Here is a 16,841-nt window from a genome sequence, read left to right as displayed (position 1 = left end):
GTCGATCAGGTGCGGGCCTGTCGTGGCTGGTCGCGCCCCGCGGCGGAGCCGCGGATGACACAGCCCCGCGCCCCTGGGGCGCTGCCGAACCGTAGCCGACTCCGCCGGGGTCGCTTGGCCACCGTGTGGGCAGAACATGTGGGAGGACGACGCGACGGGGAGCCGCGGACCGGGAGACCGGGGCTCTCCTTCCACACTCGTGTGGTCCATGAGCCGTGGGAGGCCGACAGGTGTCGAGCGCAGCCGAGCAGGAGGCGGTGGCCGAGGCGGTCGCCGCTGAGGAGGGGCGCCCGGCCGCCGTCGTGAACGGCGCGCGGCTCAAGGCCCCTGCCGTGCCCGTGTGGCCGGGCACCCCCGTGCCGCTCGGCGCCCGTTTCCGGGTCGGCCCGGACGGGGTGGCGGGCACCAACTTCGCGCTGTGGGCGGGGGGCGCGGAAGCCGTCGAGCTGTGTCTGTTCGACGCGGAGGGGAAGGAGACGCGGGCCAGGCTCACCGAGCTGACGCACGAGATCTGGCACGGGTTCGTACCGGGTGTGATGCCGGGTCAGCGCTACGGCTACCGGGTGCACGGCCGCTGGGACCCGTGGACCGGCGGCCGCTGGAACCCGGCGAAGCTGCTCCTCGACCCGTACGCGCGCGCGGTGGACGGCGACTTCAGCCTGCCGCCCGAGGTGTACGGGCACGTCCGCGACTGGCCCCAGCAGCATGTCGCCGACACCGTGCGCGACGACCGCGACTCGGCGCCGTATGTCCCGAAGGGCGTCGTGGTGCACGACGACGCACCCGAGGACGAGTGGATGGACGACCGCCGGCCGAAGACGCCGTGGGCCGACTCGGTGATCTACGAGGTGCATGTACGGGGGTTCACGAAACTGCACCCGGGGATTCCGGAGGAGCTGCGCGGGACGTACGCCGGTCTCGCGCATCCGGCGGCGATCGAGCACCTGGTCAAGCTGGGTGTGACGGCCGTGGAACTGCTGCCCGTGCACCAGTTCGCGCACGAGGACCATCTGCTCCGCAGGGGCCTGCGCAACTACTGGGGCTACAACTCCATCGGCTACTTCGCCCCGCACGCCGGCTACGCCGCCTCCGGTACGACCGGTCAGCAGGTCGGCGAGTTCAAGCGGATGGTGCGCGCGCTGCACGCGGCCGGGATCGAGGTCATCCTCGACGTCGTCTACAACCACACGGCGGAGGCGGGCGAGCTGGGCCCGACGCTGTCGTTGAAGGGCATCGACAACCGGGGCTACTACCGGTTGCAGTCGGACGCACGCAGGTACGCCGACTACACGGGCTGCGGGAACACGCTGCACGTCGTCCAGCCGCACGTGCTGCGGCTCATCACCGACTCGCTGCGCTACTGGGTGACGGAGATGGGGGTGGACGGCTTCCGCTTCGACCTGGCGGCCGCGCTGGCCCGCTCCATGCACGACGTCGACATGCTGTCGCCGTTCCTCGCCGTCATCGCGCAGGATCCGGTGCTGCGGCGGGTGAAGCTGATCGCCGAGCCCTGGGACGTGGGCTCGGGCGGCTACCAGGTAGGGGCCTTCCCCCCGCTGTGGACGGAGTGGAACGACCGCTACCGCAATGCCGTACGGGACTTCTGGCGGGGCGCGCTGCCGGACGTACGGGATCTGGGCTATCGCCTGTCGGGGTCGAGCGACCTGTACGCGTGGGGCGGGCGCAGGCCATACGCGTCCGTCAACTTCGTGACCGCGCACGACGGTTTCACCCTGCGGGACCTGGTGTCGTACGAGCGCAAGCACAACGAGGCGAACGGGGAGGGCAACCGGGACGGGTCGAACGACAACCGGTCCTGGAACGGCGGGGCCGAGGGGGAGACGGACGACGAGCGCGTACGGGCGCTGCGGCGGCGGCAGTTGCGGAACCTGCTGACGACCCTGTTGCTGTCGACGGGCGTACCGATGCTGGTCGCGGGTGACGAGCTGGGGCGGACACAGCGGGGCAACAACAACGCGTACTGCCAGGACAACGAGATCAGCTGGCTGGACTGGGGACTGCTGGAGGACCCGGGCTGGAAGGCGCTGTTCGACCTGACCTCCCGGTTGATCGAGCTGCGGCACCGGCATCCCGTGCTGCGGCGGCGGGCCTTCTTCTCAGGGCGGGCGCACTCGGCCGACGGTCTGCGGGACCTGGCCTGGTTCACCCTGCGCGGCACGGAGATGACGGAACGGGACTGGTACGCGCCCGCCGCCACGCTGGGCATGTATCTGTCCGGGCGGGACATCCCGGGCCGGGACGAGCGGGGCGCGCCGATCCTCGACGACAGTTTCCTGGCCGTCCTGCACGCCGGGGACCGACCGGTGAGCTTCGTACTGCCGGGGCCGCCGTGGGCGGAGCGGTACGAGGTGGTGGTCGACACCTCGCGGGAGGAACAGGAGGAGGCTCCGGGGGTGGAGCATCGGGCGGGGGCGGCGATCACGGTGCCGGGGCGGGCGGTGCTGTTGCTCCGGGCGGTCGGGTGAGGGCGGGGTCCCCTTGAAGGCGGGGTCCCCTGACGGCGGGGTCCCCTGACGGCGGCTTGCTGACGGTGGTTTGCTGACGGTGGTTTGCTGAGGCGGCGTTTCAGTCCCATGAACTCCGCGCCCGATCCCTGGTCACAGGGCCGGGCCCGCTGATCGACTGATGCGCATGCCTGAGATATCCCGCCGTGCCTTCGGTGGTCTCGTCGGCGGTGGCGCCGTGACCGCCGTCGCCGGTACGGCCACCGCCGCCGAAGCCGCCGACGCCGTAGTAGCCGCCCCCGCCGAACGCCCCTTCAAGGCCCGCCCCGCCGCCTCCGGCAAGCGCCCCAACATCCTCGTCATCCTCGGCGACGACCTCGGCTGGGCCGACCTGTCCTCCTACGGCGCCCCGCACATCAGGACCCCGAACCTGGACCGGCTGGCCCGGCAGGGCGTGCGGTTCACCGACGCGTACTCCGGCTCGGCGACCTGCTCGCCGACCCGGTTCAGCCTGTACACCGGGCGCTATCCGGGCCGTACGCCGGGCGGGCTGTCGGAGCCCATCGCCGACCGGTCGCAGGGGCTGGACCCGAACCACCCCACCCTCGCGTCCCTGCTGAAAGGGGCGGGCTACGCCACCGCGCTGATCGGCAAGTGGCACTGCGGCTTCCTGCCCGACTACAGCCCCACCAAGTCGGGCTGGGACGAGTTCTTCGGCAACTTCGGCGGCGTGCTGGAGTACTTCTCCAAGCTCGGCCAGTTCGGCGAGTACGACCTCTACGAGGGCGACGCCGCCTACAAGGACCTGCGCTACTACACGGAGGTCGTGACCGAGCGGGCGGTCGAGTACGTCGGACGGGACCACGACAGGCCGTGGCTGCTGAACCTCAACTTCACCACCCCGCACTGGCCGTGGCTCGCGGAGGGCGACACCGAGACGGGTGCCGAGATCGAGGCGAGGATCCGGAACGCGAAGAACCAGACGGAGATCGGTACCGCGCTGCGGCATAACGACGGCGGCTCGGTCGAGAAGTACACGGAGATGGTGCAGAGCCTGGACGCGGCCGTCGGCGAGGTGCTGGACGCCCTGCTCCGGTCCGGGCAGGAGGAGAACACCCTGGTGCTGTTCGCCAGCGACAACGGCGGTGAGCGCTGGTCGTACCTGTGGCCGCTGAGCGGGGAGAAGGCCGTGCTGCAGGAGGGCGGCATCCGGGTGCCGACGATCGTGCGCTGGCCCGCCCGGCTCGACGGCAACCAGGTCAGCCACGAGCCGGTCTTCTCCCCCGACTGGACCGCCACCCTGCTGGAGTTCGGCGGCGCCCGGCCCGACCCGGCGTATCCACTGGACGGCACGAGTCTGGCCCCCTATCTGTTGCGGGGCGAGCACCTGCCGGAGCGGGACCTGTTCTGGCGGGTGCGGGGCAACCGGGCCCTCAGGCGCGGCGACTGGAAGTACTACCAGGACGCCGACGGCACCGACCACCTCTACGACCTCGGCGCCGACCTGCGCGAACAGGCCGACCTCGCCCCCGACAAGCCCGAGTTGCTGGCCGAGCTGAAGGCGGCCTGGGAGAAGATCGCCGGCACCCTGCTGCCGTACCGGGACTAGCCGAGGATCCCCCGCTCGTACCCCGTCGCCACCGCCGCCGCCCGGTCCTTGACGCCCAGCTTGGCGTACAGGTGGATGAGGTGGGTCTTCACGGTCGCCTCGCTGATGAAGAGTTCGCGGGTGGAGAGGGGCTCGTCGCCGGGCGTCCTGGGCGTGCGGACGGCGGAGACGAGGCGGGAGGCGACGGCCGGGGAGAGGACCGTGCGGCCCTCGGCGGCGGCCCGGACCGCCGTGAAGAGCTCGTCGCGACTGGAGCCGGGCGCCCAGGACGTGGGCGACCCGGCCGTGGTCGGCGACGGGATCGAGGCCGGTCACCCGGACGCGGCCGGCGTCGGGGACGCGCAGCCCCTCGACACACTCCACGGTGGTGGTCTTGCCGGCGCCGTTCGGACCGAGGATCCCGAAGATCTCGCCCTCCTCCACGGCGAAGGAGACTCCGTCGACGACGGTCCGGCCGCCGTACGACTTGCGCAGATCGGTGACTTCGATGACGGACATGGCATCAGGGTCGCGGCGGGACGGGGCGCGGCACATCGGCCGTCACGCTCGAAGGCGCATCGGCCGATCGGTTGACGGCGGCGTAGGACCCCCACGGCCCGGCGGCTCCGTACGACCCCTCGAACACGCAGGTCGTAGGTCCAGCGGCCGATCGCGGACCGGCCAAAACTCGGTGGGCAGTGTCAGTGGCGGTCCGTAGGCTCGCTGATGATGGTGACGACACGTGCAACCGCCGAGGAAAGCTCCGCCCGATCCGACCGATCCGCCGTACGGACGCTGCTGCGGCTGTGGCCGTATGTGCGGCCCGTGCGGGTGCGGTTGTTCACCGCCGCGGGTGTGGCCGTCGTCGCCTCCTGTCTGGCGCTGGTCATTCCGCTCGTCCTGAAGTGGATGGTGGACGGGCCCGTCGCCGACCGGGACCCGGCGGGGGTGTGGCTCGGGGCGCTGTATCTGCTGCTGCTCGGGTTCGCGGAGGCGTTGCTGTTCGGGCTGCGGCGCTGGCTGGTGGCGCGGCCGCTGGCGGGGGTCGAGGCGGCGATGCGGGCGGATCTGTACCGGCATCTGCAGCGGCTGCCGGTGGCGTTCCACGACCGGTGGGCGTCGGGGCAGTTGCTGTCGCGGGGCACGACCGATCTGATGCTGCTGCGGATGTTCCTCGCCTTTCCCCTGACGTTCCTGCTGGTCAACAGCGTGACGATCCTGGTCGGCGTGATCATCATGCTGCTCCAGGACTGGACGCTGGGGCTGGTCATCCTCATCCCGGCCGTGCCCGTGATGGTGACCTGCGTGATCTTCGAGAAGCGGTACGCCTCCGTGGCGCGCCGCGCACAGGACCAGGTCGGCGATCTGACGACGGTCGTCGAGGAGAGCGTGCTCGGCATCCGCATCATCAAGGGGTTCGGCCGGCACCGCAGCCAGGCGCGGGCCTTCCGCGAGCTGTCACGGACCCTGCGCGGCACAGAGCTGCACAAGGCCCGGCTGCTGGCGACGATCTGGGGCGTCATCGTGACCCTGCCGGAGGTGGCCATCGGGGCGGCGCTGGTGCTGGGCACCGTCCAGGTGGCGGACGGCGGCCTCTCGGCGGGCACCCTGGTCGCCTTCCTCTCGACCGCCCTCGCCCTGCGCTGGCCCGTCGACTCGATCGGCTTCCTCCTGGCAATGAGCCAGGAGGCGGCGACGGCGACCGAGCGGTACTTCGAGGTGATGGACGCGGTACCGGAGGAGCCGGCCGCCGCTGCCCCCACCGCTGTGCCGGGCACCGGCTCGACGGGCCTCAAGGGCGACGGACTTCGCTTCCACAACGTCCAGTTCCGCTACCCCGACGCCCCCGCCGACTCCCCGCCCATCCTCGACCGCGTCGACCTCCACATCCGCCCCGGCGAGTCCATGGCCCTCGTCGGCGCAACGGGAAGCGGCAAGACAACCCTCACAGCCCTCGTCCCCCGCCTCCACGAGGTGACGTCCGGCCGCATCACCCTCGACGGCGACGACATCACCGCCATGTCCAGGGAAGCGCTGCGCGAACTCGTCGCGGTCGCCTTCGAAGAGCCCACCCTCTTCTCGGCCAGCGTCGCGGACAACGTTCTCATGGGGACCGCGGACGGTGCCGGAAAGCCCGAGTTGGAGCGGGCCCTGGCCGTCGCGCAGGCCGACTTCGCGCACCACCTGCCCCACGGCACCGAGACCCAGGTGGGCGAACAGGGCCTCAGTCTCTCCGGCGGCCAGCGCCAGCGCCTGGCGCTCGCGCGGGCGGTCGTCGGCCGGCCCAGGTTCCTCGTGCTGGACGACCCCCTGTCCGCCCTCGACGTGCACACCGAGGCCGCCGTGGAGGCCGCCCTGCGGGAGGTGCTCGCGGAGACGACCGCCCTGATCGTGGCCCACAGACCCTCCACCGTGCTGCTCGCGGACCGCGTCGCCCTGCTCTCCGACGGCCGTATCGCCGCCGTCGGCACCCATCACGAACTGCTGCGCGGCAACGCCGAGTACGCCCACCTCATGGCCGGGACAGAGGAGGCCGACCGATGACGGCGACGACCGCCACCGCACCGGGCAAGGACCAGCCGGCCGAGGAACCCCGCAGGCCGGACGACCCCTTCGACCGCGACGTCCTGCCCACTCCCCCGGGCGCCACCGCCGCCCTCCTGCGCTCCCTGCTCACCCCGATGAAGGCCCGCGTCGCCGTCACCACGCTCCTGCTGCTGCTCCAGCAGGCGGCGGTGCAGGCGGGCCCGCTGCTGGTGGCGTACGCCATCGACACGGCCGTACCGGCGTTCCGGCGCGACGACCTGGGGCCGCTGATCGCGGTCGGCGTCGGCTATCTGCTGTGCGCGCTGGTCTCCGGCGTGCTGCAGTACGCGTTCATCCTGCTCTCCGCCCGCGTCAACCAGGACGTGCTGCTGGACCTGCGCGGCCGTATCTTCCGCCATGCCCAGGCCCTGAGCCTCGACTTCCACGAGCGCTACACCTCGGGACGGCTCATCTCCCGGTCCACCACGGACGTGGAGTCCCTGCGCGAGCTGCTCAACGAGGGCCTCCAGGAACTCGTGACCGTCATCCTGTCCTTCGTCTACATCTCGGCCATGCTGCTGTGGCTCGACCTCGGCCTGGGTGCGGTCGCGGTGGCCTCGTTCGTGCCGCTGTACCTCCTCGTCCGGCTCTACCGGCGGCGCGCCGCACGCGTGTACACCCTGCGGTCCACCGCGATCGCCGCCGTGATCGTGAAGTTCGTCGAGACGATGAACGGCATCCGCCCGGTGCGCGCCTTCCGCCGCGAGGACGTCAACGACGCCGACTTCGAGGTCCTCAACACCCACCACGAGCGGACGAACGGCGACGCGCTGCTGGAGATGGCCCGCTATGTGGTCGGCTCCCGGCTCGTCGCCAACACCGCGGTCGCGGGGATCGTGCTGTGGGGCGCCTACCGGGTCGCGGGCGACACGCTGGCCCTCGGTGTGCTGGCGGCGGCCGTGCTGTATCTGCGGCGGCTGTACGACCCGATCGACCGGCTCGGCATGTTCCTCAACTCGTACCAGTCGGCCGCGGCCTCCCTGGAGAAGATCGCCGGACTGCTGGCCCAGACGCCGTCCGTGCCCGAACCGTCGGCACCCCGGCAGCTCCCGGCGCTGGAGTCGGAGCACCCCGGCCGCGAGGTCGTCTTCGACGGCGTGCGGTTCGGCTATCGCACCGGCGGCGAGGTGCTGCCCCGCTTCGACCTCACGATCCCCGCGGGACAGACGGTCGCGGTCGTCGGCTCCACCGGCGCCGGCAAGTCCACGCTGGCCAAGCTGCTCGCCCGGTTCTACGACCCCTCCGACGGCCGGGTCCTGCTGGACGGCGTGGACCTGCGCGAGCTGGCCGTGCCCGAACTGCGGCGCGGGGTGGTGATGGTGACGCAGGAGGCGTTCCTGTTCTCCGGCACGGTCGCCGAGAACATCGCCATCGGGCGCCCGGACGCCACCCGTGAAGAGATCGAGCAGGCGGCGAAGGCCATCGGCGCGCACGACTTCATCAGCTCCCTGCCCGACGGCTACGACACCGACGTACGCAAGCGGGGCGGCCGTATCTCCGCCGGTCAGCGCCAACTCGTCGCGTTCGCCCGGGCACTGCTCGCCGACCCGGCCGTGCTGATCCTCGACGAGGCGACCAGCTCGCTCGACATCCCCGGCGAACGGGCCGTGCAGCGCGCGATGTCGACGGTCCTGCACGGGCGTACGGCGGTCGTCATCGCCCACCGCCTGTCCACGGTCGAGATCGCGGACCGTGTGCTGGTCATGGAGCACGGGCAGATCGTCGAGGACGGCTCACCGGCCGAACTCATCGCGGGAACCGGCAGGTTCGCGGATCTGCACCGGGCGTGGCGGGACAGTCTGGCGTAGGCGCGGCAGCAGGCGTAGGCGGAGACGGATGACGAGGACGGGGCACGGGGGAACGATGATCGACGCGTACGAGGATCCGGGCGAGGCCGACTGTCGCGGCGGCGCCCGGTATCTGTGGTGGCTGGTCACCCAGCAGGCGGGGCGGTCCGCGCTCGGCTCCCTGATCTCCGCCGTCTGGATGGTGCTGCTGGCGGCCGCCCCGTATCTGCTCTCGCGCGCCGTGGACGAGGGCCTGGCGCCCGGTGACTACGCGGCGCTGGCCGCGTGGACGGGTGCGCTGGCCGGGGTGCACGTGTTCAACGCCTGGCTGAGCATCATGCGGCACCGCACGATGACGCGGGTGCGGATGGACGCCCTCTTCCGCACCACCAAGGTCCTCGTCGGGCAGTCGGTCCGGCTGGGTGCCGCCCTGCCGCGCCGGATCGGGGCGGGCGAGGTCGTCACCATCGGTGTCGGCGACGTCCACACGATCAGCAACTCCCTGACCGTCATCGGCCCCGGCTTCGGCGCGATCGTCGCCTACCTCGCGGTGGCGGTCATGCTGGTGTCGGTCTCGGTGCCGATCGCGGTGGTGGTGCTGCTCGGGATGCCGGCGATCGCCGTGCTGGTCGGGCCGCTGCTCGGGCGGTTGCAGGGCACGGAGACGGAGTACCGGGAGCGGCAGAGCGTCCTGACCGCCCGGATCGCCGACCTCGCGGGCGGGCTGCGCGTCCTCAACGGCCTCGGCGGCAAGGACCTCGTCTCCGACGCCTTCCACCGCGACTCGCAGCGGCTGCGCGCGCAGGGCTACCGGGTCGGGTCGGTGACCAGCTGGGTGCAGGCGCTCGGGGTGGGGCTGCCGACCCTGTTCCTGGCGGTGGTGACCTGGCTGGCGGCCCGGCTGGCCGCCCAGGGCGCCATCACCGTGGGCGAGTTGGTCTCGGTCTACGGCTATGTGGCGGTCCTGGTCCGCCCGGTCGCCTTCGTGGTCGAGTTCGTCTACCAGGTCTCCCGCGCACTCGTGGCCGCCCGGCGGGTCGTACGGTTCCTGCGGCTGGAGCCGATGGCCGACACCGGCACCCGGGACGCCCCCGCGGAACCGGCGGCGCTGCACGACCCCGAGTCCGGCGTACGGGTGCTGCCGGGCCGCCTGACCGCACTGGCCGCCGCGCTGCCGGCCGACGCCACGGCCGTCGTCGACCGCCTCGGCCGCTACGTCCCGTCCTCGGCGACGTGGGGTGACGTACCCCTGGCCGAGATCGCGTTACCGCAGCTCAGAGCCCGCATTCTGGTCGCCGACCACGAGGCCGACCTGTTCGCGGGCACGCTGCGGGAGCTGATCGCCGGCCACGCGGACCAGGACGACCTGGACGAGTCGGCGATCACGCGGGCCGTGTACACGGCCGTCGCCGAGGACGTCGTCCGGGGCCTGCCCGACGGCCTCGACACCCCGATCGACGCCCAGGCCCGCAACCTCTCCGGCGGCCAACGCCAACGCGTCCGCCTGGTCCGCGCGTTGCTGGCCGACCCGGAGGTCCTGCTGGCCGTGGAGCCGACGTCGGCCCTGGACGCCCACACCGAGGCCAGGGTCGCGGAACGCCTGCACACGGCGCGGCGGGGCCGCACGACGGTGGTCACGACGACGTCCCCCTTGCTCCTGGACCAGGCGGACACGGTCCACTTCCTGGTCGACGGCAAGGTGGCGGCCACGGGCAGCCACCGCGAACTGCTGGACGGGGAGCCGGGCTACCGGGCGTTGGTGGCCCGGGACGAGGACGCCGAGGAGGTCATGAGTTGACGGCACGACAACGCCGCCCCCAGGGGCGCGGGGAACTGCGTGACAAGCCACGACGCACCCGCACCCGCACACGGCAAACCACCCGAGGTCCCGAGCTCGTCGCCGCAGAATCGAACGCGCCGGGTCACCTCCCCATCGCCGAACCCCGAGACGTCCGCAAAGCCACCACCCGCCTGATCCGAGCCGATGCCAAAGCCTTCACAGCCACCCTCGCCCTCAACTCCCTCGCAGCGATCGCCGGCCTCGCCAGCCCCTGGCTGGTGGGCCGCATCATCGACGAGGTCCGCGCCGGCCACGGCGTGACGGCCGTGGACAAACTCGCCCTGGCCATCCTGATAGCCGCCGCAGCCCAGCTGCTGCTGGCCCGCTGGGCCCGCTACGTAGGCCACCGCTTCGGCGAACGCACCCTCGCCCGCGTCCGCGAGGACTTCGTGGACCGCACCCTCGCCCTCCCCGCCAACGTCGTGGAGCGCGCCGGGGCCGGCGACCTCACCGCACGCGGCACCGCTGACGTCGCCGTCGTCGGCACCACCCTGCGCGACGTCGGCCCGGAGCTGCTCATCAGCTCGGTACAGGCGCTGTTCCTGCTGGCCGCGGTGGTCACCCTGGACCCCCTGCTCGGCCTCTGCGGAGTGCTCGGCTTCGGCGGCATCTGGTGGGCGCTGCGCTGGTATCTGCGCCGGGCACGCGCCGGCTATCTCGCCGAGGGCGCGGCCACCTCGGACGTCGCGGAGATCCTCGCGGCGACCGCGACCGGCGCCCGCACGGTGGAGGCGCTGCGTCTCGAACAGCGGCGGGTGACGGCGAGCCGGGACGCGCTGGAGACGTCCCGGCGGACCCGCTTCCACACCCTCTTCCTGCGCACCGTCTTCTTCCCGGCCGTGGAGGTGTCGTACGTCGTCCCGGTCGCGACGGTCCTGCTGCTCGGCGGCGTGCTGCTGGAGCGGGGCGCGTTGAGCCTGGGCGAGGTCGTGGCGGCCGCCCTGTATCTGCAACGGCTGAGCGAGCCGCTGGACGAGATCCTGATGCGGATCGAGCAACTGCAGAGCAGCGGCGCCTCGTTCGCCCGCGTTGAGGGGCTGGCGCGCGCCCCGAGGGCCACCGACGCCGACTCCCCCGCCCCGGCGGACGACCTGATCGAAGTGACCGGCGTGCGCTACGCCTACGACCGCGGCGGCGAGGTCCTCAGCGATGTCGACCTGACCGTGCGGCCGGGGGAACGCCTGGCGGTGGTCGGCCCGTCCGGAGCCGGGAAGACGACGTTGAGCAGGCTGCTGGCGGGCGTGGACGCGCCGACCGCCGGATCGGTGACGGTCGGCGGTGTGCCGGTCGTGTCGCTCGGCCCGGAGCAGCTGCGCCGCCAGGTCGTCCTGGTCACCCAGGAGCACCATGTCTTCCTCGGCACGGTCCGCGACAACCTCCGTATCGCCGAGCCGTCCGCCACGGACGAGCAGGTGTGGGCCGCCCTCACCGCGGTCGGCGCCGACGGCTGGGTACGGCTGCTGCCGGACGGCCTCGACACGGCGCTGGGCGACGGAGGCTTTCGTACGGACGGCTCGCAGGCCCAGCAGCTGGCCCTCGCGCGCGTGGTGCTGGCCGACCCGCACACCCTGATCCTCGACGAGGCGACGGCGCTGCTCGACCCGACGACGGCCCGGCACACCGAGCGCGCCCTGGCCGCCGTGCTCCAGGACCGTACGGTCATCGCCATCGCGCACCGTCTGCACACCGCGCACGACGCGGACCGGGTGGCCGTGATGGAGAACGGCCGGCTCACGGAGCTGGGCACCCATGACGAGCTGGTCGCGGCGGGCGGGGCGTACGCGGCGCTGTGGGGGTCCTGGCACGGGGAGCGGCCCGCCTCGCCCGGAACGGCACCGGCCTGATCAGGCGATCTATGCTCGGTGACAGTACTGTCCGCTTCTCCTGGGGAAGTCCGTTGAACTTCTGGTCGATCTACCAGCACGGCTTCGCGCGGGTCGCCGCGTGTACGGGCCACACCGTCATCGCCGACCCGCACGCCAACGCGGAAGCGGCTCTGCGGCAGGCGCGCCGGTGCGCGCGGGAGGGGGTGGCCGTCGCCGTCTTTCCCGAGCTGGGCCTGACCGGCTACTCGATCGAGGACCTGCTGCTCCAGGACGCGGTGCTCGACGAGGTGGAGGAGGCGCTCCAGGTCGTCGTCGCCGGGTCGGCCGACCTGCTTCCGGTGCTGGTCGTGGGCGCCCCGCTGCGCCATCGCCACCGGATCTACAACTGCGCGGTGGTCGTGCACCGCGGCCGGATCCTGGGCGTGGCGCCGAAGTCGTACCCGCCGAACTACCGCGAATTCTACGAGCGGCGGCAGATCGCCTCGGGTGAGGACGAGCGGGGCGGGACGATCCGGGTCGGCGGCGCGGAGGTGCCGTTCGGCGTGGACCTGCTGTTCGAGGCGGAGGACGTCCCCGGTCTCGTGGTGCACGCGGAGATCTGCGAGGACATGTGGGTGCCGGTGCCGCCGAGCGCGGAGGCCGCCCTGGCCGGCGCGACCGTGCTCGCCAATCTCTCGGGCAGCCCGATCACGGTCGGCCGGGCCGAGGACCGGCGCCTGCTGTGCCGGTCGGCGTCCTCGCGCTGCCTCGCGGCGTACGTCTACTCGGCGGCGGGTCTGGGCGAGTCGACCACGGACCTGTCCTGGGACGGGCAGACCATGATCTACGAGAACGGCGCCCTGCTGGCCGAGACGGACCGCTTCGCGCTCGACGACCAGTTCGCGGTCGCCGACGTCGATCTGGATCTGCTGCGGCAGGAGCGGCAGCGGATGGGCACGTTCGACGACAACCGCCGCACGCATGCCGGGCGCACCGGTGACTTCCGGCGGGTGCGGTTCCGGCTCGACCCGCCGGCGACGGACCTGGGGCTCAGGCGCCGGGTGGAGCGGTTCCCGTTCGTGCCGGCCGACGCCGACCGGCTCGCCCTGGACTGCTACGAGGCGTACAACATCCAGGTCGCGGGCCTCCAGCAGCGGCTGGCGGCGATCGGCGGCCCGAAGGTGGTCATCGGGGTGTCCGGGGGCCTGGACTCCACGCACGCGCTGATCGTCGCCGCCCGGGCGATGGACCGCGCGGGCCGTCCGCGCAGCGACATCCTGGCCTTCACCCTGCCCGGCTTCGCCACCAGCGACCACACCAAGGACAACGCCCACAAGCTGATGAACTCGCTCGGCGTCACCGCGGCCGAGCTGGACATCACGCCGACCGCGCGGCTGATGCTCAAGGAGATGGGCCACCCGTTCGCGTCCGGCGAGCCGGTGTACGACGTCACCTTCGAGAACGTGCAGGCCGGTCTGCGCACCGACTACCTGTTCCGCCTCGCCAACCAGCGCGGCGGCATCGTCCTCGGCACCGGCGACCTGTCGGAGCTGGCGCTGGGCTGGTCCACGTACGGCGTGGGCGACCAGATGAGCCACTACAACGTCAACTCCGGTGTGCCGAAGACGCTGATCCAGCATCTGATCCGCTGGGTCATCGGCAGCGAGCAGTTCGACGAGGAGACCGGACGGACGCTGGCCGCGATCCTCGACACGGAGATCAGCCCGGAGCTGGTGCCGGGCGAGGAGATGCAGTCGACGGAGTCGAAGATCGGCCCGTACGCGCTGCACGACTTCACGCTCTTCCAGGTCCTGCGCTACGGCTTCCGGCCGTCGAAGATCGCCTTCCTGGCCTGGCACGCCTGGCACGACCCGGAGGCGGGCGCATGGCCGCCGGGCTTCCCCGAGGCCAAGCGGGTGGCGTACGACCTGGCGGAGATCCGGCGCTGGCTGGAGGTCTTCTGCCGTCGCTTCTTCGCGTTCGCACAGTTCAAGCGCTCGGCCATGCCGAACGGGCCGAAGGTCTCGGCCGGCGGTTCCCTCTCCCCGCGCGGCGACTGGCGGGCGCCGTCCGACGGTACGGCGCATGCCTGGTTGCGGGATCTCGAGCGCTTCGACGCGCCGGGCGGCGGGGAGTAGACGGTACGGCCGGGACGCGCGTCGGCACCGGGGCCCACATCATCCCGTACGGGGTGGTGTGGGCCTCCAGCGTTCCGGTCCGTATACCGAACATGAACTCCCGGACAACGAACGATTTCCGGCCAACTTTCTGACGCGGCCCTGACAGAAACCGCAGTCACCTGCCACTCTTCCCACGGCCGCGACACAGCAACCCCACAGCACCGTCACACGGCGGTGCCCGCGGCCGAACTCCCGCACGCGCACGTCCGTTCCAGCACGCGCACGTCGTTCTGCGTACTACCTCGCTCTGCCCGGACGGCCCACCCGCCGGCCGGTCTCCCCTGGCCGCGTGATCCGCGGCCGCGCAGAAGGAGTCAGTGTTGAGAGACAGTTCCTCCCACAGACGCACCCCCCACGCCACTCGTCGCCCCACGGCGCCCCGCCGTGCCGCGGCCGTCGCCCTCGTCGGCGTCGCCGCCCTGATCGCCGCGGCCGTCCAGTCGGGCGCCGCCACCGCAGCCCCGGAGAAGGCACCGTCGGCCGCGGGCAAGGTCATACCGGGCGCCGAGTCCGTCAAGCTGTCCCCCGCCCAGCGCGCCGCGCTGATACGCGAGGCCAACGCCAGCAAGGCGGACACCGCCAAGGACCTGGGCCTCGGCGCCAAGGAGAAGCTGGTCGTCCGTGATGTCGTCAAGGACGGCAACGGCACGGTCCACACCCGCTACGAGCGGACGTACGACGGTCTGCCCGTCCTCGGCGGTGACCTGGTCGTCGAGACCACGAAGTCCGGCACGACCAAGGACGTCGTCAAGGCGACCCGCGCCGCCATCAGGCCGGCCACCACGACCGCCGCCGTCTCCGCCGCGAAGGCGGAGAAGCAGGCGCTGGCCGCGGCGAAGGCGGAGAAGGCCAAGAGCCCCGACGTCAACCGGGCTCCCCGCAAGGTGATCTGGGCCGCGAACGGCGAGCCGACCGTGGCGTACGAGACGGTCGTCGGCGGCTTCCAGCACGACGGCACCCCGCAGGAACTGCACGTCATCACGGACGCCACCACGGGCGAGAAGCTGTACGAGTGGGAGGCGATCGAGACCGGCACCGGCAACACGGTGTACTCCGGCACGGTCAACCTCACGACGACGCAGTCCGGTTCGACGTACAACCTCACGGACGGCGCGCGCGGCAACCACAAGACGTACAACCTGAACCGCGGCACCTCCGGCACCGGCACCCTCTTCTCCGGCCCGGACGACGTCTGGGGCAACGGCAGCCCGTCCAACCTGGAGTCCGCGGGCGCCGACGCACACTACGGTGCCGCGCTGACCTGGGACTACTACAAGAACGTGCACGGGCGCAGCGGCATCCGCGGCGATGGCGTCGGCGCGTACTCCCGGGTCCACTACGGCAACAACTACGTCAACGCGTTCTGGTCCGACAGCTGCTTCTGCATGACGTACGGCGACGGCTCGGGCAATGCCAACCCGCTGACGTCGATCGACGTGGCCGCGCACGAGATGACCCACGGGCTCACCTCCAACACCGCGGGCCTGAACTACTCCGGCGAGTCCGGCGGCCTGAACGAGGCCACCTCCGACATCTTCGGCTCGACCGTCGAGTTCTACGCCAACAACTCCTCCGACGTCGGTGACTACCTCATCGGCGAGGAGATCAACATCAACGGCGACGGCACCCCGTTGCGCTACATGGACAAGCCGAGCAAGGACGGCTCGTCCAAGGACGCCTGGTACTCGGGCATCGGCTCGATCGACGTGCACTACTCGTCGGGCCCGGCGAACCACTTCTTCTACCTCCTGTCCGAGGGCAGTGGCACCAAGACCATCAACGGTGTCACCTACAACTCGCCCACCTCGGACAACCTTCCGGTCACCGGCATCGGCCGGGACAAGGCGGAGAAGATCTGGTTCCGCGCGCTGACCACCAAGTTCACCTCCACGACCAACTACGCGGCCGCCCGCACCGGCACCCTCGCGGCGACCGGTGAGCTGTACGGCACCACGAGCCCCGAGTACAAGGCGGTCCAGGACGCCTGGGCGGGCGTCAACGTGGGCGCGCGCTCCGACGGCGGCGGCGGTGGCGGCGGTACGTCCTTCGAGAGCGGAACCGACGTGTCGATTCCGGACAGGGGCGCGGCGGTCACCTCGCCGATCACCGTCTCCGGGCGGACCGGTAACGCGCCTTCCAACCTCCAGGTCGCCGTGGACATCGTCCACACCTACATCGGTGACCTCAAGGTGGACCTGGTCGCGCCCGACGGCACGGCGTACACGCTGAAGGCGTACGGCACCGGCGGCAGCACGGACAACCTGAACACCACGTACACGGTGAACGCGTCCTCCGAAGTCGCCAACGGCGTCTGGCAGTTGCGCGTCCAGGACAACGCGGCCATCGACACCGGTTACATCAACAGCTGGAAGCTGACCTTCCCGTAGGCCCGTTCCGGCCTGCCCAGGACAGGGCGTCGTCTCAGTGGGTTCAACTCCCGCCGGGACGGCGCCCGTTCACATTTCCGAAACATTTACCGGACAGTCAAGTTTTGGCCAACATCACCACCCCCTCCTGACATGTACGCGCCCCAGGTGTCACTCTCCTTGCACCGCCGCACAAGCACCACAGCACTTCCCCCACATAAGGA

Annotated in this window: 8 protein-coding genes and 2 pseudogenes; 8 read left to right on the top strand and 2 right to left on the bottom strand. The window is 71.5% G+C overall.

From position 1 onward, the window contains the following. Window positions 1-230 precede the first annotated feature (230 nt). Both glgX and ABIE67_RS32050 read left to right on the top strand, forming a co-directional pair. Window positions 231-2,486, top strand: a complete 2,256-nt coding sequence (glgX, locus tag ABIE67_RS32055) for a glycogen debranching protein GlgX (RefSeq protein WP_370264866.1) — start codon at window positions 231-233, stop codon at window positions 2,484-2,486. Window positions 2,487-2,652: 166 nt separating this feature from the next. Next, the gene (locus ABIE67_RS32050; RefSeq protein WP_370264865.1) at window positions 2,653-4,074 is read left to right on the top strand and encodes a sulfatase; all 1,422 of its coding nucleotides are present in this window, start codon (window positions 2,653-2,655) and stop codon (window positions 4,072-4,074) included. On the opposite strand, the pseudogene ABIE67_RS32045 reads toward ABIE67_RS32050, so the two are convergent. Together ABIE67_RS32045 and ABIE67_RS32040 are read right to left on the bottom strand one after the other, a co-directional pair. Then, a pseudogene (locus ABIE67_RS32045) lies at window positions 4,071-4,358 on the bottom strand (response regulator transcription factor); the annotation flags it as partial. The gene ABIE67_RS32050 and the pseudogene ABIE67_RS32045 sit on opposite strands and share 4 nt — an antisense overlap. Beyond that, a pseudogene (locus tag ABIE67_RS32040) lies at window positions 4,324-4,572 on the bottom strand (ATP-binding cassette domain-containing protein); the annotation flags it as partial. The pseudogenes ABIE67_RS32045 and ABIE67_RS32040, both read right to left, overlap by 35 nt. Window positions 4,573-4,782: 210 nt before the next feature. On the opposite strand from ABIE67_RS32040, the gene ABIE67_RS32035 reads away from it, so the two are divergent. The 6 genes from ABIE67_RS32035 to ABIE67_RS32010 all read left to right on the top strand — a co-directional run bounded on the left by ABIE67_RS32035 (window position 4,783) and on the right by ABIE67_RS32010 (window position 16,638). Further along, window positions 4,783-6,597, top strand: coding sequence for an ABC transporter ATP-binding protein (locus ABIE67_RS32035; RefSeq protein WP_370264864.1), 1,815 nt, complete (start codon window positions 4,783-4,785; stop codon window positions 6,595-6,597). Continuing rightward, complete coding sequence (locus tag ABIE67_RS32030) at window positions 6,594-8,447, top strand: ABC transporter ATP-binding protein (RefSeq protein WP_370264863.1); 1,854 nt, start codon at window positions 6,594-6,596, stop codon at window positions 8,445-8,447. Before ABIE67_RS32035 ends, ABIE67_RS32030 begins: the two co-directional genes overlap by 4 nt. A 55-nt stretch (window positions 8,448-8,502) precedes the next feature. Further along, window positions 8,503-10,224, top strand: a complete 1,722-nt coding sequence (locus ABIE67_RS32025; protein WP_370269138.1) for an ABC transporter transmembrane domain-containing protein — start codon at window positions 8,503-8,505, stop codon at window positions 10,222-10,224. Window positions 10,225-10,358: 134 nt separating this feature from the next. Continuing rightward, window positions 10,359-12,110: an ABC transporter ATP-binding protein gene (locus ABIE67_RS32020; RefSeq protein WP_370269136.1), complete on the top strand. Its 1,752-nt coding sequence runs from the start codon at window positions 10,359-10,361 to the stop codon at window positions 12,108-12,110. Between the two features lie 53 nt (window positions 12,111-12,163). Next, window positions 12,164-14,209 carry an NAD(+) synthase gene (locus tag ABIE67_RS32015; RefSeq protein ID WP_370264862.1) on the top strand — a complete coding sequence of 682 codons (2,046 nt, stop codon included), beginning with the start codon at window positions 12,164-12,166 and terminating at the stop codon, window positions 14,207-14,209. A gap of 362 nt (window positions 14,210-14,571) precedes the next feature. Next, a complete protein-coding gene (locus ABIE67_RS32010; protein WP_370264861.1) occupies window positions 14,572-16,638 on the top strand; it encodes a M4 family metallopeptidase in 2,067 nt (688 codons plus the stop codon). Window positions 16,639-16,841: the final 203 nt, after the last annotated feature.

Origin of the sequence: Streptomyces sp. V4I8, assembly GCF_041261225.1 — a bacterium.
Classification (GTDB): Bacteria; Actinomycetota; Actinomycetes; order Streptomycetales; family Streptomycetaceae; genus Streptomyces.
The sequence above is the reverse complement of the archived record's forward strand: the minus strand, read 5'-3'. Positions and strand labels throughout refer to the sequence as shown.